Here is a 19,542-nt window from a genome sequence, read left to right as displayed (position 1 = left end):
TCCGGCTACCCAGGGACTACTACGTCCGTGCGTTCACGAACGACTACTCCGTCAGCCCGGGCATGATCGGCCGGATCGTTGACGTCACCGCCGACCTGCACCAGGTCACCGTGACACACGACGGGACCGTCATCGCGGTGCACGAGAGGGAGTGGGCCCGCCAACTGACCGTCACCGACCCGGCGCACGTTGCCGAGGCTGCGGTGCTCCGGCAGGCGTTCAAACAGATCCGCGGGTACCGGCCTCTTGAGGCTGTCGAAACTCGGGACTTGGCCTCGTACGATGACGTGTTCGGGACCGGACAGGTCGCGTGATGGGCGAACTCGAGTCGCAGCTGGAGTACTACGCCCGCGCCCTGAAGCACCCCGGATCGGAGAGGGCTTCCGCCGGCTCGGTGAGCAAGCCCGCACCGACGGCTGGTCCCACGAGGAATACCTCGCCGCTGTGTTGTCGAGGGAAGTATCCGAGCGTGAAGCGTCAGGTGCGGCCCTCCGGACGAAGGCGGCCCGGTTCCCGGGGATCAAGACGCTCGAGGAGTTCAACTTCGAGCACCAGCCCGGAGCCGACCGCACCCTGATCGCGCACCTCGGCACGAGCAGCTACCTCGAGGAAGCGAAGAACGTCATCCTCCTCGGACCGCCGGGGACCGGGAAGACACACCTCGCGATCGGGCTCGGGATCAAGGCCGCGAAGACCGGGCACCGGGTCTTGTTCGACACCGCGAACGGGTGGGTCACGAGGCTTCAGGAAGCACACTCACGCGGCAAGCTCGCCGGTGAACTCAGCCGGCTGCGGCGGTACAGTCTGCTGATCGTCGACGAGGTCGGCTACGTCCCGTTCGACCAGGACGCAGCGAACCTGTTCTTCCAACTCGTGTCGTCCCGCTACGAACACGCGTCACTAATCCTCACCAGCAACTTGCCCTTCGGGCGGTGGGGCGAAGTCTTCGGCGATCCCACGATCGCGTCAGCGATGATCGACCGGGTCGTGCACCACGCCGACGTCCTCAGCCTCAAAGGCACCAGCTACAGGCTCCGCGGCCACAAAACCCTCACGACTACGACAGACTGAGCAGACCATGTGGCCCTGTTTTCAGTTGGCAGCCGTGGCCCCACTTTGAGTTGGCGTTAACAAGGGGCACCGTGGCGACAATTCGGATCGGTCTTACCGATGGTTACAGGCATAACCGTCGGTAAGATGCGAGGATGATGACAGAAGACGGACCCACGTGGCCTGCGGTCGGCTTCGAATCCGTCGAGTGGCGCACTTAGGTTGAACCGAGGGTATCCTGGCGTACCGCGCTGAAAGCCCGAGGGCCGTACGACGCCGCGATCCCCCCTCTGATCGCGGGCCTGCCCATTCCTCCGCTCGACTCCGAGACAGTGACTGCCGCCGAAGACGCCGTGCTCGAACTGGCTCGGTTCGACAGCGAGGTCGGGGCGATCGCCGCGCCGTTCTCCGCCATTCTCCTGCGAAGCGAGAGCGCTGCGAGTTCGGAGATCGAAAATCTGACAGCGTCAGCGAAGAACATCGCTCTGGCCGAGCTCGGCCGGAGGACCGGGGGCAACTCTCGCCTCATCGTCGCCAACGTGCGCGCCATGGAGGCAGCGATCGAGATGGCTGAGGAGCTCGATGTCGAGAGCATCATCGGCATGCAGTCGGCGCTTCTGCGAAACGACCAGCCCGAACATACGGGTGCGTGGCGTGATCAGGCCGTCTGGATCGGCGGGGGGTACGCGAACAGTCCGCATTCGGCGGCATTCGTTCCACCCCGGCATGAACGCCTGGCTGAACTCATGGATGATCTGGTGACGTTCGCTCGGCGAACAGACCTGCCCGCGATGGCCCAGATCGCGATCACACATGCACAGTTCGAGACCATTCATCCTTTCCCGGATGGCAATGGGAGAACAGGGCGAGCGCTGATCCAGGCCATGTTGCACAGGCTGGGCGTGACGCGGCAGGTCACGGTGCCCGTCTCTGCTGGACTACTGAGCGATACATCCGCTTATTTCGCGGCGCTCACCGACTATCGCGCAGGACATGTCGTGCCGATCATGCGTGCTGTCACCGGTGCTTCGCTGGAGGCTGTGGTGAATGGGCGAAGACTCGTCGCCGACCTCACCGAGATTCGTGCGCGTTGGGAGCGGGATGCCACGCCTCGAGCGGGGAGTGCAGGCCGCCGGCTGCTCGACTTTCTGCAACAACAGCCTGTCGTCGACGCGAATGCGGTCGGAACCGCCCTCGGGGTCAGCGAGCGGAATGCGCAGAACGGTATCGACCGGCTGGTCGGTGATGGCATCCTGCACCAGATCGGATCCGCCTCGCGGATGCGAGCGTACGAGGCGCGGGAGGTACTCTTCGCCCTCGATGCGTTCGCGTCGCGGGCGAAGCGACGAGGCCGACCCTGACGTTCGGAACTGCCGCAGCTCCCGGTACGAGTCGGTCAGGGCTCGGTGAAGACCACGTCGGCGAGGGCGCGCGGGTTCTCGCGGGTGAGGAAGGCGCGCTCCTGGGCCGCCCAGCGCTCCCAGTGCGGCGTGTAGGTGTCGCCGTCGCGGGCGAGGGCCCGCTCCTTGCGGGTCGCGTCGTCGAGCTCGACCCAGATGCAAAGCGTGGCGAGGGCGGCATTCGCTCGGCTGAGACTGCCTGTTCCCTCGACGATGAGCGGCAGGGCGGGATCCACCGGTGTCCATTCCGCGCTGAGCCCCGAGATCCAGTCGTGGCGCTGCCAGCGAGGCTCGGCTGCGGCAAGGATGTGGTCGTGAACGTGAGTGGTGGCGGCGTCGAGCCCGTCCCACCCCGGATAGATGTCGTCGAGGCGCACGAGAGTGACAGGTCCGTGCCACCGGTCGGCGAGGGCGGTCGCCAGCTGCGTCTTACCCGATCCGGACCGGCCGTCGATCAACACTACGGGCATCCGGAACGCACTGGACGCGGAGGCCGTGAGGATTTCCGGACGCGAAAGTAGTGCATCCGCCCGCTCTTCCGCCAGCACCATTGTCATATGACGAGAGATTACCCGACGGGCGGATCTTCATGAATAATGGCTGGGTGCCATCGACGTCTCGTAGAACGACCCGCAAATCCCGCTCCTCGGGGCGCCAGAGCCGACCCGACTTCTCCCGCCCGGAACTGACCACTCCGTGGCAGAAATTCACCCGCAACACCGCCGTGCGAGTGATCGCGGCGGTCGTGCTGCTCGGGGGAACCGGAACGCTGACCTGGATCGCGGTGAGCACGACCATCTAGCTGTGGGGCGACGCCGGACGATAGCGATCCGGCGCACGCACCGCAAGGCCATCGGCGAAACGCGCGGGCGGTCATAATGGAGTCATGGGACTCTTCATCGGAATCATCGTCGTCGGCATCATCCTCCTTGTGCTGGGGATCGCGGTCGAGGCCGCCAAGGTACTGATCTACATCGGCATCGCCGTGCTGCTGATCGGTGTCATCGCCACGCTGATCCGGTACATCCGCAACCGGGCCTGAGTTCCAACGGGGCCTGACTCGCCGAGCGCGACCCGCGGGGTCTGACCGGCCGGCGGTGAGACGTCAGCCGGCCAGGAGAAGGAAGACCAGGCCGAGCAGTGCCGGTGTGCCCTGAAGTGCAGCGGAGCGGAGCCGATCGCGGCCGGTTGACAGCAGAACGACGGCCGCGAGCACGATCGAGGCCATCGTGAAGACGGCGAGCGTGAATCCCGCTTCGTGCGCCGGGGTGTGGAAGAGTACCAATCCGAGCGCGGCGCCGATTGCGAGGAACAGGTTGTAGAAACCCTGGTTGTATGCGAGCGGCGCGGTGGTGTCAGCGTCTGCCTGTGACGCGAGGCCGAAACGTTTCCAGACGCGCGGCTGGCGCCACTGGATGCTTTCCATCACGAAGATGTAGACGTGAAGAAGCGCCGTGATGCCGACGAAGACGGACGCGAAAAAAATCATCTCGCCAGTCTAGGCAAGCACTACTCGGTGTCGGATGATCGGCGTAGGCTGAATTTGCTTCCGGCAATGACCGCCGGGCGGTACCGAGAGGATGACCTATGGCTATCGACGACGACGACATCACCACCGAACAGGGAGCGGGCGGAGAGGGTCCCGCGGATGGCGGCGCAAACCCGAACGGGCACGATGGCGGGGCCGATGGTTCTGCCGACGCAGGAGACGGTCCAGCCGACGGGGGCGCGAACCCCGGTGGCCACGATGGCGGGGCCGACGGCTCAGCCGATGAAGGGGAGGGTACCGCCGACGGCGGAGCCAACCCCGGTGGCCACGACGGCGGAGCCGACGGCTCGGCGTAGTGCCTGACTTCGAGCGCGGGCCGGGAGACCGGTCCGCGCTCTCTCACGTTTGAACGAGCGATCCGTTCCCGAACTGGCAGGTGCAGACGGCCGGTGTCACACAGGAGAGACCGATGGATGAACGCCCCGCCTTGGCCCGGATGGTCGGCGATGAGGCTCCGCAGTTCGCCGGGGAGTACTGGGCGACGAAGCCTCTCCTGAACGAGGCCGGCCCGGGGGAGCAGAACCGTTTCGACGATCTGTTCACCGCCGCCGCGGTCGACGAGCTCGTTTCGGAGCGCGGCCTTCGCACCCCCTTCATGCGCATGGCGACCGAAGGCTCGGTGCTGCCGCCGAAGGCCTTTACGGCCCCCGGTGGTTTCGGCGCCGAGGTCGGTGACCAGGTGTCGAGCGAGAAGGTGTTGGCCGAGTTCGCCGCCGGCGCGACGATCGTGCTGCAGGGGCTGCACCGCACGTGGCCGGCCCTGGTCGACTTCACGCGCGCGCTCACCGACGACCTCGGGCATCCGGCGCAGGTCAACGCCTACATCACCCCGGCCTCGAACCGGGGATTCGATCCCCACTACGACGTGCATGATGTGTTCGTGCTGCAGATCAGCGGGGAGAAGCACTGGCGTATCTACGAGCCGGTGCATGTCGCGCCCCTTCGTGACCAGCCGTGGAGCGACCATCGCGAGGCCGTCGCGTCGCGGGCATCCGGAGTCGCGTACATCGACCAGGTGCTCCGGCCCGGTGACGCGCTCTACCTCCCGCGCGGCTGGATCCATTCGGCCGAGGCCCTCGGCGGAACGACGGTGCACCTCACCATCGGCGTGGCGGCGTACACGCGGGCCGACGTCGCCTCGACGCTGCTTTCGGTGATCGGCGAGACGGAGGCGCTCCGTGCATCGTTGCCCCTCGGGCTCGACTTCGGTGATGCCGCCGAGCTGCGCCCCATCGTCGAACAGGTGCTGGGGTCGCTGCAGGCTGCGCTGGCGGTTCCGGGTGATCGCCCTGCCGCAGAACGACAGGTGGATGCGGTGGCGGCGGCGCTGTCGCGGCGTCTCGCTGCGGACACCCGGCCCGAGCCTGTGTCGCCGCTCGCAACGGTCGAGGCGCTGGCGACCCTGGGCCCGGATACCGTTGTGCGCCTGAGGCGGTCGCTTCGAGCCCGCCTCGAGGTCGCCGGTGAGAACGTGCGGATCGTCGCCGGGCCGAAGATGCTCTCGCTTCCGGTCGAGGCGAAGCCTGCGCTGGAACGCCTGCTCACAGGCGAGCCGGTCGCCGTCTCGGATCTCCCGGGGCTCGATGCCGGGTCGGCGATCGTGGTGGTGCGCCGACTGCTCCGTGAGGGAGTCGCGGTGCCGGCGTGAGTCGGCGCGGAGTGCGGGAGGTTCTGCACGTTCGGTCTACTCGGCGGGTACCCCGGGTGCCCCGGATGCAGTGTCGAGCCCGTGGCGGCCGAGCGCTGTGATGCCGGGGCTGGAGGTCCCGCTCTCGTCGACTCGTGAACTCGGGGTCGGCCTGCCCGAGTGGCGGCCGTGCAGCGACCGGTCGCGCGAGCGGCAGGATCCGCTCTGGGCGACAGGCTCCCGTGGGATGCAGTGGTTCCTCGTCGAGATCGAGGGTGCGTGGGGTGCGAACGCCTTCACATCCTCCGCCCTCGGGCGCATCCTCGGCCAACGGCTCGTGTCACGCATCGAGGCGGCGGGTCTCCGGCCGCTCGCGATCCGGCGCACGGGGCGACGGGATCCTGGGGCGCCGACCCGGTGGCGGTGGGCGTTCGTCGACTCCCGGCCCGGCTTCGAAGAGGTGCGGTGGGGGGAGGTGGATGCTCCGCGGGAGCTGCTCGATGTATCGCTCGACGGGTCGTCGGGCATCCACTCGGCGGAGCCGATCTACGCGGTGTGCACGCACGCGAAACACGACCGGTGCTGCGCCGTGAGGGGAAGGCCGGTCGTGGGTGCCCTCGCGGCAGCGTTCCCCGACGAGACCTGGGAGTGCTCGCACCTCGGCGGGGACCGGTTCGCCGGCACGATGGCGATCTTCCCCGAGGGTCTCTACTACGGGCGGGTCGACGATGCGGATGCGGTGCGGGTGGTGGCGCTCGCGCGGGAGGGCCGGGTCGAGGAGCGGTTCTTCCGCGGCCGCAGTTCGCTGACGCACCCGGTGCAGGCGGCGCAGCACTTCGCGCGGGTGCGGTTCGGGATCGACCGGCTCGGGGCGTTCGCGCCGCTCGCCGAGCGCCCGGGTGCGGTGGATGGCGTCACGGTGGTGACGCTCGCGGGCGGGGCGGCGGTGGCGCCCGACACTGGTGTGGGGGCCGGCCCGGATGCCCGGATCGAAGTGGCCGTCGCGGAGACGCTCTCGCAGCCGCTGCTGAGCACGTGCGGCACGACACGCTTCGGCCGGGTGCGCGAATTCACGCTCGTATCGGTGACCGGCGCGTAACCTGCGGCACGACTCGACCCTGGCGGACTCCGAACCGCGACGAAGGGACCCGAAGTGTCGTAAAGAGAGCGCTTTGGAGCAGTTTGCGTCCTCTGGACGGCGCGGGGTGGCGCGGGGTGCGTGGCGCGCAGGCGTGCGGGCGAGGAGGCGGGTCAGGTTTCGTCGAGCAGGGCGAGCAGCCAACCGGGGCCGAGTACGGTTGCGCCGAGTGCGGTCACGCGGGCGCCGAGTTCGCGATCGGCCGTCACGACGAGGATGCGCGCCGGGGCGGCAACTCCGGCCGCAGCCGCGACGGCGTCGACGATCGCCTGGTCTCCGTCGTGCTCAGCGGGCAGGAGTCGGATGCTCGCCGCAATGTCGGCCGCCACCGTGCCGTCGAGAGATCCTGAGGCTGCGGGCCTGGGTGCCTCCTCAAGACGCGCGGCGCGGGCCTGGCCTTCGATGACGAGCACCGTGTCCGGCCACCAGTGCGTGCCATCGAGGCCGTCGTATCCAGCGCCAGCGCCACTGCCGCCGCCACTGCCAGCGTCCGCGCCACTGCCGGCCCCGCTGTCTGTCGCGTTGACATCGCCCTGCCCCATACCCCCGCCCTGCCCCATACCCCCGCCCAGCCCCAGCGCCGCAGCGCTGAGTCCGCGCCGCGCGAGCAGGTTGAGGCGGCCGGCCAGGCGCTCTGTGGCGCCCACCCGGTCTTTCCACCAGCCGTCGGGGCGGGAGCCCACCACATTGGCCGAGTCGACGATGAGAACGGTGCGGCGCTCGAGCTCGGCCTGCAGCACCGGCCAGCTCGCCTCGAAACCGGGGTGCAGGGGCAGGGTGGCGACCTCGGCGACGGGAACCCAGCGCACCTCGATGCTCTCGGCGTCGGTGACCGCAGCCTCGAACGGGGTCGTGACGTCGACCACGACGGTGGTGTAGCTCCAGAAGCCGAGGTCGAGGGTCGACGTCATCCGGATGCGGAGTGCACCCGCGTCGATGCCGGCCTCCTCGGTGGCTTCGCGCACCGCTCCCTGCACGGCCGTCTCGCCCTCGTGGCGGGCGCCGCCCGGCAGGCCCCACGTTCCGCCGAAGTGGCTCCAGTTGGCGCGGTGCTGCAGCAGGATGCCGCGCTCGGGGTCGTGCGCGAGCAGGCCCGCGGCGCCGAACCGGCCCCAGAACCTGCGGCCCGTGCCGTCTTCGACCCATCCGTCGCCGCTGCTCAGAGCATGGGGGAGCCGAGGCGGTACAAAGGAGTGTGGCGAGGGCGGCCCCTGCTCTGTCATGACCCAATTTTGTCACGCCCACGGTGGCGCCCTGCACCAGACGACACGCAGACCTCGCGAAACTCTGGCCCGCCTACCGGGAATACGGGCGTGTCGCGCATAAGGTGCTTGTGTGTGGCGTGCCGATAAGAAACGAGAATCAGACCCTCAAGAGTCTGGCACCGACGAAGCGACGTCGGCGTGGAGTCGCCGCGCCGACTCCGGAGCCCCCGGCAGAGGTGAGACGGCGATGAAGACAGGCTCGGTCATTCCAACAGGCTCGATCATCTCGACCGACGACCTGGTCGAACCGACCCGCGAGGCGTGGCGTGAGCAACTCGCCGCGGTCGGTGGCGCCAGCCCGCTCATCCACTTCGACGATTCGCCGCGTTCGCGCGTCGACCTCACGTCGACGCACCCGAGTGGTCTCGCCCAGTTCATCACCGGCAATGCGACGCTGCTGTCGAGCCTGATCCGCGACGAGCTGGCCCTCCGCAGTGCCCGGATCGCCGCCGGCGCCATCACCGACAAGGGAGTGGAGCTCCGGGCCGTGCGCGGCATCGACTCCGTGCACCTCGCCATCGGTCTCGCCCAGTGGAAGCTCGACGAGCAGGAGTTCACCGCCCCGCTCCTGCTCCGCCCGCTGTCGGTGCGCCGATACGGCCGAGACTTCGAGTTCACCCTCCGTGGTGCACCCTTCGTGAACCCCGAACTCGCCCGTGCCCTTCGCGACCAGTTCCAGATCACGCTAGACGCCGACACGGTCGTGGCCCTCGCGGCCACCAACGGAGTGTTCAAGCCGCAACCGGTCATCGATCACCTGCGGGGCATCACCTCGCACCTTCCCTGGTTCAGCGTGCAGCCCCGGCTCGTGGTGTCGTCGTTCGCCGATGTCGCCACCTCGATGGTCTCGGATGCCCGGCGGCTCGATCATCCGGTGCTCGATGCTGTAGCGGGGAGCCTCACGGCCCGTCGCGCGGTGCAGGCGTCGTACCATCCCGTCGAACCGAGCCCGCAGGATTCACGCACGCCCTCGACCGACACCCTCCTCCTCGATGCGGATGCCGAGCAGGAGAACGTGGTCGCGCAGATCTCGGAGGGCAACTCCCTCGTCGTCAAGACGCTTCCGGGCACGGGCGGTACGCAGACCATCGTCAACGCGGTCGGGGCTCTCGTGGCCCAGAACAAGCGGGTGCTCATCGTGAGTCCTCGCCGCCTCAGCCTCCGAGGCATCGCCCGGCGCCTCAACGATGTCGGGCTGCCCGGGGCCGCGGTGTCGCCGCGCACGCTCCGGCGCGACCTGATCCAGTCGATCAGTCGCAACGAGAAGGCCATGCAGCCGCACGTCTCCGACGTCGACGAGGCTCTCGTGCGGCTCCGTCATGTGCTTCTCGACTACCGCCAGTCGCTCTCCCGGGTCGACCCCCTGCTGAAGGTCTCTGTTCTGGATGCCCTGCGGGAGCTCGCGCGCCTGTCGCTGCTGCCCCAGCCACCGGCCACCACCGCGCGCCTCGACCGCGCCTCGCTCGAGGCGCTCGCCTCGGGGCGAGGCAGGGCGGCGAAGACGCTGATCAAGGCAGCGGCGCTCGGGGAGTTCCGTTACGGGCCCGGTGACTCGCCCTGGTACGGAGCGAACTTCGCGACGGCCGAGGACGCCGCCGACGTTCACGCGACCGCCAAGCGGGTTCATCGCGTCGACCTGCCGAACCTGCTCACGCGGGCCTATGAGCTCGTCGGGCAGACGCACATGCGCCAGTTCCAGACGATCTCGGAGCTCGGATCGTACCTCCGGCTGCTGCTCGACCTGCGGGAGACACTCGACAAGTTCCTCCCCGTGGTGTTCGACCGTTCGCTCACCGACATCATCGCGGCTACAGGTCCCCGCCGAGATTCCGCGCAGATGACCGGCACCTCCCGCCGGCGCCTCCGGAGCCTGGCGAAGGAGTACGTGCGCCCCGGGGTGCACATCAGCGACATCAATGCCTCGCTCCGCCGCATCCAGCAGCAGCGCACCCTCTGGCACCGCTTCGCCGCCGCGGGAATCCCGCCGGAGGTGCCGACCGGACTCGACGACGTTCAGGTCGCATTTCAGCGCGTGAACGAAGATCTCGCGAGACTGGATGTTCCGCTCGGCCTCTCGGGATCCGCCCGCCAGCTGACTGAACGCCCGGTCAACGAACTCATCCCGCTGCTCGACGGGCTCGCCGCCGACTCCGAGGTTCTGGCGAACCTGCAGGAGCGCACGGCCCTCCTCGACACGCTGCGTGAGCTCGCCCTCGACCCGCTGCTGACCGACCTCTCCCAGCGCCACATCCCCGAGGATGCCGTGGCCGACGAACTCGAGCTGGCCTGGTGGCAGAGCGTGCTCGAGCTGATGCTCGCGAACGATCGGGCCCTGCTCGGCGCCAACACGGGCATCCTCGACCGGCTCGAATCGGACTTCGTGCTCGTCGACGAGGCGCACGCATCGGTGAGCGGGCAGATCCTCTCCTGGCAGCTTTCGGAGACGTGGAGCGTCGGGTTGGTCGACCACGCCGATGAGGCCACCGCGCTGAAGGTGCTGCTGCGCGGCGACGGCGTCACCTCTGCCACGCTGCAGCGGGCTGCCCCCTACCTCAGCCGTGTGCTCGCACCGGTGTGGCTCGCGTCGCCCTACGAGGTGAGCGAGATCACCGACGAGATCGTGTTCGATGCGGTCATCCTGGTCGACGCCGGCGCGACGACGCTCGCCGAGAATGCGGGTGCGATCCGGCGGGCCAAGCAGGTGGTCGCATTCGGCGACCCGGTCACGCAGACTCCGTCGCACTTCGAGATCGCCGTGGCTGCGGTGGTGCAGCCCGCTCCGCGGGGCGCCGTGGTCGACACGGAGACGGTCGAGCAGCTGGCCGGCGAGTCGGCGATGGCCCGCCTCGCTGAGATCGTGCCGACGCTGTCGCTCACCCGCAGCTACCGCGCGGGCGGCGAAGACCTCGCCGAGCTCGTGAACCACCGTTTCTACAACGGCAAGATCGACTCGTTGCCCTGGGCGGGAACATTCCTCGGCCACGGCAGCCTGACGCTGCACTACCTCGAGGGTGCGGGCGGGATGCCCGACAGCGAGACCGGTGCCGTCGAGAGTGTCGACGCTGAAGTCGAACGCGTCGTCTGGCTGGTCATGGACCATGCCCAGAAGTACCCGCGCGAGTCGCTCATGGTCATCACGGCCAGCGCCAAGCACGCGGTGCGGCTGCAGCAGGCTGTGCTCGGGGCCTTTGCGAAGCGCAGCGACCTGAGCGACTTCATCCTGAAAGACCGGGCTGAGCCGTTCATGGTGGCGACGCTCGAGCAGTCGGTGGCGCAGAGCCGCGACCGGGTCATCTTCTCGGTCGGTTACGGCCGTACTCCCCACGGCCGTGTGCTGTCGAACTTCGGGCCGCTGGCCAAGCCCGGTGGAGAGCGTCTGCTTGCCGTCGGCATGACGCGGGCCCGCCGCTCGATGGACATCGTGAGCTGCTTCAAGCCGACCGACATCGACGAGGAGCGCATGACGTACGGCGTCGTGTCGCTCCGGCAGATCCTCACCGAGGCGGAGAACGGGCCCTCACCCGACACCTTCTCGAGCCCCGGGGATGCCCTGCTGATCGACCTCGCCCGGCGCCTCGGTGCCCGGGGGCTCGAGGTCGCGTTCGAGCACCGCGGCAAGCTGACCCTGGTGGCCTCGTACGAGGGTCGCGCGATCGTCGTCGAGACGGATGCGGTGGTGCACTCGATGAGCCTCCGCGAGTCGCTCCGGCTCCGCCCCGACATGCTGAAGCGCCTCGGCTGGCACTACCTGCGGGTGCACAGCTTCGAGCTGTTCACCGATCCCGAGGCCGTGGCGACGCGCATCGCGTCGGTCATCGGCGTGCGGCAGCTCACCGCGGTCTGACCCGCTGGCTGTGGCCGTCTGCACGCGGCTGTTGCGTGCGCCAATTCAGGAGGAGCGCGGCACCACGTTGGTATCCGCGATGGCGGCGTGATCTGCCTGAATTGGTGTCACGATCCGGGACACGATTCGAGAGGATTGGATGCTCGCGGTCGCGCGGTGGTGCGGCCTGCATCGGTAGCTGGCAGGTCCCTGAGTTTTTCGGGCTCTGGCGTAAGCCTCGCGAGGCCGTGGCATCTCTCATACGACACCACTACGGGAGGACCCACCATGTCACGAAGAAAACGAATCATCACAGCCGGAATTCTTGCCGCGGTCTGCGCATCATCCATCGTCGGAGGCGGAGCGCTCGGCGCAAGCGCAGACCCGGTCGCTCCGACCGTTAAAGGAAGCCAGACGTACTTCCCGTTCGTCGTTCCCGAACCCGGCTCGTCGAATCGAACGGTCGCGCCCGTGCATGGATACATCGGTTTCGGTAGCTGGCCGGGTGTGACAACAGGTGACTTCGCACTATCCGTGGGCTGCGATGATGCGCAGACCTATGCACTGAGCTCACGGTTGTATCCGAGCTGGCAGCCTGTGAAGACCGAAATCTATTTCGATGTCGATCTTCCGCTGAGCCTCGTTGGCCACTCCTGCACGCTCACCGCGACGGCGAGCAATGGCCAGACCGTTCAATTTGCGCCACCTCGATACGATAACGACAAGGGCAAGACATCGACGCTGGCGTACGGATCCCTTGTGTACCGCAGTAGGACAGGCGGTCTGTGAGCTGGCGCGTCTTCGGTCAGTAGTGAGGCGGCACGTCTTCTTTGAGGCGGGAGTCGTTGCCTTCGGGGGCGTCGCCCCATGCGGCAGGGGTGTCCTCATCGGCGACGGCCGCGCGGAGATGCGGCTGGACGACGGCCGCGGACTGCGGGTCTGCGTCGGAGCCGGGGGCGGGCGCGGTGCTGACACGCCGCCGCCCCACCCGGTTCACCGGGAGGGCGGCAGCACGATCATCCGGAGCCGGCATCACGGGAAGACCCAGCCGGCCGCACCGAGCCGTTTGGTCACTCGTTCGGGAACGGCGGGCCCGCGGGGGTCTGGCTGGCCGACGTGGCGCCGACAGAGCGCTGGGCGGCGAGCAGGTCGCGGATCTCAGCGAGCAGTTCGGCCTCGGTGGGGGGAGTGGCAGCGGCCTCTTCGGTGGGGGGGCTCTGCTGGCCCTTGAAGAAGGCGACCTTCTTGAGGTGGTTGATCGGCAGCACGAACACGAAGTAGACGACGAGAGCGATGATCAGGAACTGGATGATCGCGCCGATGACCAGCCCGAACTTGATGTCGGAGCCGTTCACCGTCACGATCAGAGCGTCGTCCATCGAGCCCGACGTGAAGATCGCGGCGATCAGCGGGTTGAAGATGCCCGTGACGATCGCTGTGACGACAGCAGTGAACGCTGCACCGATGACGACGGCGACAGCGAGGTCGATCACGTTTCCGCGGAGGATGAACTCCCTGAAACCCTTGAACATATGTGCTCCTGTCTTGATCTATGTTGTTAGGCGGCTGCGCCAGGAGCGCTGGCAGGCTTGGCGGGGGCCGATGCCGGCTTGCTGTCCGACGACGACGACGAGGACGAGGACGATTCCGAGGAGGAGGAGGATGACGAACCGCCACCCTCGCCGGACGACTTCTTCGGCCCGTCGGTCGACGTCTTCGTCGCCCTCGAGTCGTTGCGGTAGAAACCCGATCCGTTGAACGTGACGCCCACCGCGCCGTAGACCTTGCGGAGCTTTCCGCCGCACACGGGGCAGACCGTCAGTGAATCGTCGGTGAACGCCTGCTGAATGTCGAACGCGTTGTCGCATTCGGTGCAACGGTAGGAATAGGTAGGCAAGAAGTGCTCCAGGTGCTCTGTGGGTCGTGCGGGGTGTGGCCGGGAAGTCGGGAAGCCGGAAGGAAGTCAGAAGGTCAGGATGCGGGTCGGGGTGACGACCCCGTTGACGGGCTGGTCGTGCACCTCACGCGGAACCGAGTCGATCAGTTCGTCATCGTAGATCACAGCGTAGACGGGCGGGCACTTCTGCATGGAGCCGAGGGTCTTGTCGAAGTATCCGCGCCCCCAGCCGAGGCGCATGCCCGTGCTGTCGACGGCGGCGGCCGGGATGATGATGAGGTCGACATCGTTGATCGCGATCGGCCCGAGCAGTTCCCCGACGGGCTCCGGCATGCCGAACAGGCCGACAGCCTCGGTCTCGCCGTCGCCGTGCGCCCAGTCGAGCAACCCGTCTTCGCGGGTGATCGGGAAGAGCGTTCGCACCCCGTTCGCGAACGCCCAGTTGAGATAGGGGCGGGTGTTCGGCTCGTTGGGAGCGGAGAGATAGCAGGCGACCAGTTTCGCGCCGCTTTCTGTGGTCAGGGCCATCAGGTTCTGGGTGAACGCGTCGGTCGCGGCGCCCCGTTCGGTGGAGGTGCGGTTGCGCCGTCGTTCACGGAGCTCCGCACGCAGGGCGCGTTTGATGTTGCTCGTTTGCGACAGCATGTAATGATTTTAGGTGGTGTCACGTGACGCCAGTGTTTCAGAACTCCACCGATAGGCCTCCGATTTTTGGATACCCTCATAGCCATGACGTCATCCATCACCAAAGTTGTGATCCCTGCAGCCGGCCTCGGAACACGATTCCTGCCCGCGACCAAGGCAATGCCGAAAGAAATGCTGCCCGTCGTCGACAAGCCGGCCATCCAGTACGTCGTCGAGGAGGCGGTCGCCGCCGGGCTCGTCGACGTGCTCGTCATCATCGGGCGCAACAAGAACGCGCTGGCCAACCACTTCGACCGCAACACCGAGCTCGAGCACACGCTCGAGCAGAAGGGCGACGACAAGAAGCTCGCCCTCGTCGCAGAGGCGAGCCAGCTCGCCGACGTGCACTTCGTGCGTCAGGGTGACCCGAAGGGCCTCGGTCACGCCGTGCTGCGGGCCAAGGCGCACGTCGGCAACCAGCCGTTCGCAGTCATGCTGGGCGACGACCTGATCGACGCTCGCGACGTGCTCCTGACGAAGATGCTCGAGGTGCAGGACACCCGCCAGGCCAGCGTCATCGCGCTGATGGAGGTCGAGCCGTCGCAGGCGCACCTCTACGGGATCGCGTCGGTCGAGCAGACCGACGAGGAGGACGTGGTGCGGGTCACGGGCCTCGTCGAGAAGCCCGAACCCGGAACGCAGCCGTCGAACCTCGCCATCATCGGCCGGTATGTGCTTCGTCCCGAGGTCTTCGACGTGCTCGAGACGACGCAGCCGGGCAAGGGCGGCGAGATCCAGCTGACGGATGCTCTCGAGACCCTGGTCGAGAAGCCGGAGCTCGCGGGCGGAGTCTACGGAGTCGTCTTCCGCGGTCGACGGTACGACACCGGCGACCGGCTGGACTACATCAAGGCGATCATCCGGCTCGCGAGCGAGCGCGAAGACCTCGGCCCGGACCTCCGGCCCTGGATCAAGGAGTTCGCCGAAGGGCTCTGAGACGTCCGGGTGCCCCCGGCGCGGTGATTATCATTGGCTATGTTCGTTCCGACCCTGCTCGACGGCGCCATCGGCATCCGTCCCGTCCGCGTACGCGACTCCAAGGCACTGGAGAGCGAGCTCATCTCCAATCGTGGATGGCTTCGCAAGTGGGAGGCCACGAGCCCGAATGCTCCTCTGTCGTTCGACACCCGGGCGAGCATCCGTTCGCTGCAGCAGAATGCTCGTGCGGGGTTCGGCCTTCCGTTCGTGATCGAGTACAACGGGCAGATGGCCGGGCAGCTGAACGTGTCGTCGATCAGCTATGGATCGGTCTCCTCGGCGAGCATCGGTTACTGGGTGGCGGAACGGTTCGCGGGGCTGAACATCACGCCCACAGTGGTGGCTCTCGCCGCCGACTACTGCTTCACCGCGGTGGGGCTGCACCGCATCGAGATCTGCATCCGGCCCGAGAACGCACCGAGCCTGCGGGTCGTCGAGAAGCTGGGGTTCCGCTACGAGGGGCTGCGGCGACGGTTCATCCACATCAATGGCGACTGGCGGGACCACTTCTGTTTCGCCCTGGTCGGCGAGGAACTGCCGGTGGGAGTGTTGCGGCGCTGGCATGAGGGGCTGGTTCCGGCTGGACAGGGGAGTGTGCCCGAGGCGGACAGGCTCGACGCGCTGACGCCGATCGCGACGCGCAACCGCTGAGCGGCTGCTGAGCGGCTGCTGCCGCGCCGGCTCCGGATGCGCGCCGGGTCGGTACGCATCCGCAACCCACGGCGACACGCGCCCCCCGGTTCAGCCGAATACGGCGCCGGGCCTCATACCGTAGACCCATGACAACGGACTGGCTCGGCGGAGGCCTCATCGTCGCCCTGGCCGCCGTGCTCTGGCTGATCTACCTTCTGCCGACCTGGTTCAGGCGGAACGAATACCTCTCGACCGAACGCAACACCGTGCGGTTGCAGCAGACCCTCCGCATCCTTGCGGAGACCAGCGAGGTGCCCGACGAGGTGCACGTCGAAGCGAACGCCCGAAGCGTCGCCGAGCAGCAGCGTGTGCTGAAGAAGGCGAACGCGCAGAACCTGCTCGCCGAGCGCGCGGGGCTCCAGACGCTGATCGAGCAGGGGCTCGCGGCTCAGGCAGCGACGCGTGCTGACGAGGAGCGCACCGACTCCGGAGACTACGAGACCATCGTGCTGTCACCCCGTACCCCCGCCCCGACCCTTCGACAGGCCTCGCTGAAGCTGCGGCGCGCGCGGGCGGCCGCCTCGGGCATCCTGCTGCTGGCGCTCGTCGTCACCGTGCTCGGCGCCGTGCAGGTCGCGATCAACGGCGCCTGGGTGGTGTTGGTGGTCGGGCTTGTGGCTGCGACGCTCTGCGTGACGCGCCTGGGCAGGCTGGCGCGTGACGCTCGATCGTTGCGTGCGCGGACACTGCGCGAGAATCCGCCGGTCGCAGGGCGCTCTGTGAAGCAGACTCCCGGTGCTGGGCAGAACGTTCGTCTGCGGGCCGCCGCACCTGCCGGCATCTCTCACGCAGACTCAGACGCCAATGTCGCCTACGCGGAGTCAGACGATGCTGTCATCCTGGTCTCCGATGGCGCCTCGCAGACGGATGCGGCTGCGGCTGCCGGAGATGCGTCGTTGGCCGACGCACCGGGGGCCTCAGGATGGACGCCCGTTCCCCTGCCCAAGCCGCTCTATGTCGGCAATCGCCGCATCGACAGCGCCATGCCTGTGGCGGCGTATGCGCGGCAGACCGCAGAGCGGGCCGAGGAGGCCCTCCGCGCGGCCGCCAGGAGCTCGGAAGAGACCCTGCGCGCGAGCCAGCTGGCCGAGGCGACTCCTCCGGATGTCCCGGCAGCAGCCCAGCGTCCTGTGGCTCCTGGCGCGACCGCGGCTTCCGCAGCCCTCACCACGCCCCCCGCCGCTCCGGCACCGAACCGCTTCGCCTCGATGGGTGTCGTCGACACGGCCGAAACGGGCGCCTTCGATGTGGATCTGATCCTCGCGAAGCGCCGCGCCGGCTAGCTACGAGCCGGTTGCACTGCCCGCTGGTTCGAAGTCACCGCCGGCACGTGATAATCTAGCGAAGCAGTTTTCGGGGCTATGGCGCAGTTGGTAGCGCGCCTCGTTCGCATCGAGGAGGTCAGGAGTTCGAATCTCCTTAGCTCCACCCGCACTGCAGAGAAATCCCCCCGGCCGGTCCGGGGGGATTTTGTCGTTCAGGGGCGTCAGCCGAGCGCGGGCTTCGTCGGGGAGTAGAGCCAGGCGTCGAAGAAGCTCGCCAGATCCTGCCCGGAGATCTTCTCGGCGTAGGCGATGAACTGGGCCGTCGTGACCGAGCGTCCGGCGTTCTCGGCCGCCCAGCCCTTCAGGATCTGGAAGAACGCCTTGTCGCCGACGATGGTGCGGAGTGCCTGCAGCGTCATGCCTCCCCGGGTGTAGACGGCGCCGTCGAAGATCCCCGCGGAGCCTGGATCTGCGACCACCGTGCTCCAGAAGGCCGCGTCGTCCGCCGGGTTGTCGCTGCCTGTGGGGTTCGCGTACGCGGCGTCGAACGACTGCTGGGTCGTCGGCCCGCCGGTGTGTTCGGCCCAGAGCCACTCGGCGTAGGTCGCGAATCCCTCGTTCAGCCAGATGTCCGACCAACGCTCGATCGAGACGCTGTCGCCGTACCACTGGTGCGCGAGTTCGTGCACGACGACCGAGGCGTCGGCGTCGGCCGGGAAAGCCCAGCTCGGGTAGATCGGCCGGGTCTGGTTCTCGAGCGCGTAGGGGAGGTAGTCATCCGGTGTCGGACCGAAGTCGGCGATCGCGATGCCGCCCGCCTCGCTGAACGGGTACGGCCCGAAGGACTGCGACAGGAACGAGATCACGTCTGGCTCGTCGTCGAAGATCGACGTCGCGACGTCGCCGACGAAGACCCCACCACCGGCATCCTGGCTGAACAGTGCCGGCGCGACCGCGTTGTAGTAGGCGATACCACCCTCATCGTGCTCGGTGATCGTGTAGTCCCCGACGGTGGCCGTGGCGAGGTAGGTGGCCATGGGCTTCTCCATCTCCCAGTCCCAGGTGCTCGAGGCGCCGGTCGTGGTGTGCGAGGCGAGCCGCCCGTTGCCGATCACCTGGAGGCTGGCGGGAACCGTCATCCGGGTGCTGAAGGTCGCCTTGTCGGCCGGATGATCGTTGGAGGGGAACCATGTTGCAGCAACCCTGGGCTGGCCGACGACGACGGCACCGTCTCCCGTCTGGAACACGCCAGCCGGGCCGAACGCGTCGTTGATGGTGATCGGGATCCCCGCGTAGGTGACAGCTGTCGTGATGGTCGCACCGCTCAGGATGCCCGCCGGAGGGGTGACGGTGAGTTCCGTTCGCGGGGGAGTGGCGTCGCCGTCCGTGCTGCCGGGAGCCTGCGGCTGACCGGTGCTGTCGCTGATCTGGGTCGTGGCGAGGCTCCAGGCGGCGGCCGATCCGTCCACCGTGAGGGCGCTGATGGTGATCGCGTCGGAGCCGTCGACGGCGCGGGTGTCGAAGTCGAGGTTGAAGGCTGAGAGATTCTGCGTGGCGGTCGCGGTGATCGTCGCTGTACCGCTGAGCTCGTGGGTCGTCGGGTCGTAGGCGAGGTCGAGGTCGTAGTGGCTGACGTCGTACCCGCCATTGCCGTCGAGAGGGAAGTAGGCGTCGCCGATCCCGGCGGCACCCGGCTCGAAGTCGACGGGGGTGGCCGTGCCGATGGGTATGGGGGTCGGGGTCGGCTCGGGGGTCGCGGTGCCGGTCGGCGCGGGGGCCGGCGTTGCGGTGGTGGGCGGGGGCGCGATCGCGCCGGCCGGGCAGGGTGCTGTGAGTTGTGCGGCGGAGCTTGCCGGCGGCGTCGCAGCGCCCGACGCGAGCAGCGCCAGCACCAGAAGAGGTGCGGCGGCGAACATCGCCCCGCGACGGCGCCCGGTGCGGAGCATCAGCGCGGCGACGCCGATCCCCACGGCGACGAGCGCCACCGCGACGAGCATCGGCCTGAGGTTGACCCCGAATTCCGGACACTGACCAGGCGGGTTTCGCGTGTTTGCGGGCCTGTCGGGGAGGATGTCCGTGATGGGCACAAGCAAGAGGAAGACTTATACGCCGGAGTATCGCCGTGAGGCGGCGCGGCTGGTGATCGACACGGGCCGGGCGGTCGTGGCGGTGG

At 67.9% G+C, this 19,542-nt stretch carries 20 protein-coding genes, 1 tRNA gene and 1 pseudogene; 14 read left to right on the top strand and 8 right to left on the bottom strand.

Annotation, left to right across the window (positions count from 1 at the left end; all coding sequences use genetic code 11):
- The 3 genes and pseudogenes from B7R22_RS19220 to B7R22_RS11730 form a co-directional block, all read left to right on the top strand.
- The coding region (locus tag B7R22_RS19220; RefSeq protein ID WP_437184148.1) for a Mu transposase domain-containing protein at window positions 1–314 on the top strand (314 nt) is incomplete at its 5' end.
- Window positions 314–1,071, top strand: a pseudogene (gene istB, locus B7R22_RS11735) (IS21-like element helper ATPase IstB). The gene B7R22_RS19220 and the pseudogene istB, both read left to right, overlap by 1 nt.
- 311 nt (window positions 1,072–1,382) lie before the next feature.
- Window positions 1,383–2,411: a Fic family protein gene (locus B7R22_RS11730; protein ID WP_216363442.1), complete on the top strand. Its 1,029-nt coding sequence runs from the start codon at window positions 1,383–1,385 to the stop codon at window positions 2,409–2,411.
- Between the two features lie 35 nt (window positions 2,412–2,446).
- Here B7R22_RS11730 and B7R22_RS11725 read toward each other — a convergent pair whose 3' ends face one another.
- The gene (locus B7R22_RS11725; RefSeq protein WP_253259041.1) at window positions 2,447–3,007 is read right to left on the bottom strand and encodes an ATP-binding protein; all 561 of its coding nucleotides are present in this window, start codon (window positions 3,005–3,007) and stop codon (window positions 2,447–2,449) included.
- Window positions 3,008–3,054: 47 nt separating this feature from the next.
- Here B7R22_RS11725 and B7R22_RS11720 point away from each other — a divergent pair, with 47 nt between their 5' ends.
- Both B7R22_RS11720 and B7R22_RS19215 read left to right on the top strand, forming a co-directional pair.
- Window positions 3,055–3,252, top strand: a complete 198-nt coding sequence (locus B7R22_RS11720; RefSeq protein ID WP_116411931.1) for a hypothetical protein — start codon at window positions 3,055–3,057, stop codon at window positions 3,250–3,252.
- An 84-nt stretch (window positions 3,253–3,336) separates the two neighbouring features.
- Window positions 3,337–3,492, top strand: a complete 156-nt coding sequence (locus B7R22_RS19215; RefSeq protein WP_172582342.1) for a hypothetical protein — start codon at window positions 3,337–3,339, stop codon at window positions 3,490–3,492.
- Window positions 3,493–3,555: 63 nt separating this feature from the next.
- On the opposite strand, the gene B7R22_RS11715 is transcribed toward B7R22_RS19215, so the two are convergent.
- Window positions 3,556–3,939 (bottom strand): DUF1304 domain-containing protein, encoded by a 384-nt coding sequence (locus tag B7R22_RS11715; protein ID WP_116411930.1) that lies wholly within the window; start codon window positions 3,937–3,939, stop codon window positions 3,556–3,558.
- A 98-nt stretch (window positions 3,940–4,037) separates the two neighbouring features.
- Between B7R22_RS11715 and B7R22_RS11710 the strand changes: the two genes are divergently transcribed.
- The 3 genes from B7R22_RS11710 to B7R22_RS11700 all read left to right on the top strand — a co-directional run bounded on the left by B7R22_RS11710 (window position 4,038) and on the right by B7R22_RS11700 (window position 6,725).
- Window positions 4,038–4,295, top strand: coding sequence for a BatC protein (locus B7R22_RS11710; protein ID WP_116411929.1), 258 nt, complete (start codon window positions 4,038–4,040; stop codon window positions 4,293–4,295).
- A 113-nt stretch (window positions 4,296–4,408) separates the two neighbouring features.
- Window positions 4,409–5,647, top strand: a complete 1,239-nt coding sequence (locus B7R22_RS11705) for a cupin domain-containing protein (protein WP_116411928.1) — start codon at window positions 4,409–4,411, stop codon at window positions 5,645–5,647.
- A gap of 100 nt (window positions 5,648–5,747) precedes the next feature.
- Window positions 5,748–6,725, top strand: coding sequence for a sucrase ferredoxin (locus B7R22_RS11700; protein WP_116411927.1), 978 nt, complete (start codon window positions 5,748–5,750; stop codon window positions 6,723–6,725).
- Window positions 6,726–6,877: 152 nt separating this feature from the next.
- Here B7R22_RS11700 and B7R22_RS20245 read toward each other — a convergent pair whose 3' ends face one another.
- Window positions 6,878–7,987: an NUDIX domain-containing protein gene (locus tag B7R22_RS20245; protein ID WP_116411926.1), complete on the bottom strand. Its 1,110-nt coding sequence runs from the start codon at window positions 7,985–7,987 to the stop codon at window positions 6,878–6,880.
- A gap of 229 nt (window positions 7,988–8,216) precedes the next feature.
- Between B7R22_RS20245 and B7R22_RS11690 the strand changes: the two genes are divergently transcribed.
- Both B7R22_RS11690 and B7R22_RS11685 read left to right on the top strand, forming a co-directional pair.
- Complete coding sequence (locus B7R22_RS11690) at window positions 8,217–11,873, top strand: AAA family ATPase (protein ID WP_116411925.1); 3,657 nt, start codon at window positions 8,217–8,219, stop codon at window positions 11,871–11,873.
- 267 nt (window positions 11,874–12,140) lie between these two features.
- Window positions 12,141–12,641 (top strand): hypothetical protein, encoded by a 501-nt coding sequence (locus B7R22_RS11685; protein ID WP_116411924.1) that lies wholly within the window; start codon window positions 12,141–12,143, stop codon window positions 12,639–12,641.
- Between the two features lie 16 nt (window positions 12,642–12,657).
- Here the strand turns inward: B7R22_RS11685 and B7R22_RS11680 are convergent, their stop codons facing one another.
- From B7R22_RS11680 to B7R22_RS11665, 4 genes are all read right to left on the bottom strand, one after another.
- Window positions 12,658–12,888: a hypothetical protein gene (locus B7R22_RS11680; RefSeq protein WP_116411923.1), complete on the bottom strand. Its 231-nt coding sequence runs from the start codon at window positions 12,886–12,888 to the stop codon at window positions 12,658–12,660.
- A 34-nt stretch (window positions 12,889–12,922) separates the two neighbouring features.
- The gene (gene mscL / locus B7R22_RS11675) at window positions 12,923–13,384 is read right to left on the bottom strand and encodes a large conductance mechanosensitive channel protein MscL (protein ID WP_116411922.1); all 462 of its coding nucleotides are present in this window, start codon (window positions 13,382–13,384) and stop codon (window positions 12,923–12,925) included.
- A gap of 26 nt (window positions 13,385–13,410) precedes the next feature.
- The gene (locus B7R22_RS11670; RefSeq protein WP_116411921.1) at window positions 13,411–13,749 is read right to left on the bottom strand and encodes an FmdB family zinc ribbon protein; all 339 of its coding nucleotides are present in this window, start codon (window positions 13,747–13,749) and stop codon (window positions 13,411–13,413) included.
- A gap of 66 nt (window positions 13,750–13,815) precedes the next feature.
- Window positions 13,816–14,394 carry a 5-formyltetrahydrofolate cyclo-ligase gene (locus B7R22_RS11665; protein ID WP_116411920.1) on the bottom strand — a complete coding sequence of 193 codons (579 nt, stop codon included), beginning with the start codon at window positions 14,392–14,394 and terminating at the stop codon, window positions 13,816–13,818.
- An 84-nt stretch (window positions 14,395–14,478) separates the two neighbouring features.
- Between B7R22_RS11665 and galU the strand changes: the two genes are divergently transcribed.
- From galU to B7R22_RS11645, 4 genes are all read left to right on the top strand, one after another.
- A complete protein-coding gene (gene galU / locus B7R22_RS11660; protein WP_116411919.1) occupies window positions 14,479–15,369 on the top strand; it encodes a UTP--glucose-1-phosphate uridylyltransferase GalU in 891 nt (296 codons plus the stop codon).
- A gap of 39 nt (window positions 15,370–15,408) precedes the next feature.
- The gene (locus B7R22_RS11655) at window positions 15,409–16,062 is read left to right on the top strand and encodes a GNAT family N-acetyltransferase (protein ID WP_116411918.1); all 654 of its coding nucleotides are present in this window, start codon (window positions 15,409–15,411) and stop codon (window positions 16,060–16,062) included.
- 128 nt (window positions 16,063–16,190) lie between these two features.
- Window positions 16,191–17,387 carry a hypothetical protein gene (locus tag B7R22_RS11650; RefSeq protein WP_116411917.1) on the top strand — a complete coding sequence of 399 codons (1,197 nt, stop codon included), beginning with the start codon at window positions 16,191–16,193 and terminating at the stop codon, window positions 17,385–17,387.
- Window positions 17,388–17,459: 72 nt separating this feature from the next.
- Window positions 17,460–17,532 (top strand) — tRNA-Ala (locus B7R22_RS11645).
- A gap of 58 nt (window positions 17,533–17,590) precedes the next feature.
- On the opposite strand, the gene B7R22_RS11640 is transcribed toward B7R22_RS11645, so the two are convergent.
- Window positions 17,591–19,366 (bottom strand): M1 family metallopeptidase, encoded by a 1,776-nt coding sequence (locus tag B7R22_RS11640; protein ID WP_216363441.1) that lies wholly within the window; start codon window positions 19,364–19,366, stop codon window positions 17,591–17,593.
- Window positions 19,367–19,542: the final 176 nt, after the last annotated feature.

It is taken from the genome of Subtercola boreus (genome assembly GCF_003399635.1).
Classification (GTDB): Bacteria; Actinomycetota; Actinomycetes; order Actinomycetales; family Microbacteriaceae; genus Subtercola; species Subtercola boreus_B.
Note: the sequence above shows the minus strand (reverse complement) of the source record. Positions and strands in the feature narration are given on the sequence as shown.

What these genes read in the sequence shown, in the direction of transcription:
- B7R22_RS11710 (WP_116411929.1), top strand. Translation starts at nt 4,038, where the DNA reads ATGGCTATCGACGACGACGACATCACCACCGAACAGGGAGCGGGCGGA.
- B7R22_RS11725 (WP_253259041.1), bottom strand. Translation starts at nt 3,007, where the DNA reads ATGACAATGGTGCTGGCGGAAGAGCGGGCGGATGCACTACTTTCGCGT.
- B7R22_RS20245 (WP_116411926.1), bottom strand. Translation starts at nt 7,987, where the DNA reads ATGACAGAGCAGGGGCCGCCCTCGCCACACTCCTTTGTACCGCCTCGG.
- B7R22_RS11640 (WP_216363441.1), bottom strand. Translation starts at nt 19,366, where the DNA reads ATGCTCGTCGCGGTGGCGCTCGTCGCCGTGGGGATCGGCGTCGCCGCG.
- B7R22_RS11655 (WP_116411918.1), top strand. Translation starts at nt 15,409, where the DNA reads ATGTTCGTTCCGACCCTGCTCGACGGCGCCATCGGCATCCGTCCCGTC.
- B7R22_RS11705 (WP_116411928.1), top strand. Translation starts at nt 4,409, where the DNA reads ATGGATGAACGCCCCGCCTTGGCCCGGATGGTCGGCGATGAGGCTCCG.
- B7R22_RS11715 (WP_116411930.1), bottom strand. Translation starts at nt 3,939, where the DNA reads ATGATTTTTTTCGCGTCCGTCTTCGTCGGCATCACGGCGCTTCTTCAC.
- B7R22_RS11650 (WP_116411917.1), top strand. Translation starts at nt 16,191, where the DNA reads ATGACAACGGACTGGCTCGGCGGAGGCCTCATCGTCGCCCTGGCCGCC.
- galU (WP_116411919.1), top strand. Translation starts at nt 14,479, where the DNA reads ATGACGTCATCCATCACCAAAGTTGTGATCCCTGCAGCCGGCCTCGGA.
- B7R22_RS11690 (WP_116411925.1), top strand. Translation starts at nt 8,217, where the DNA reads ATGAAGACAGGCTCGGTCATTCCAACAGGCTCGATCATCTCGACCGAC.
- mscL (WP_116411922.1), bottom strand. Translation starts at nt 13,384, where the DNA reads ATGTTCAAGGGTTTCAGGGAGTTCATCCTCCGCGGAAACGTGATCGAC.
- B7R22_RS19215 (WP_172582342.1), top strand. Translation starts at nt 3,337, where the DNA reads ATGGGACTCTTCATCGGAATCATCGTCGTCGGCATCATCCTCCTTGTG.
- B7R22_RS11665 (WP_116411920.1), bottom strand. Translation starts at nt 14,394, where the DNA reads ATGCTGTCGCAAACGAGCAACATCAAACGCGCCCTGCGTGCGGAGCTC.
- B7R22_RS11700 (WP_116411927.1), top strand. Translation starts at nt 5,748, where the DNA reads ATGCCGGGGCTGGAGGTCCCGCTCTCGTCGACTCGTGAACTCGGGGTC.
- B7R22_RS11685 (WP_116411924.1), top strand. Translation starts at nt 12,141, where the DNA reads ATGTCACGAAGAAAACGAATCATCACAGCCGGAATTCTTGCCGCGGTC.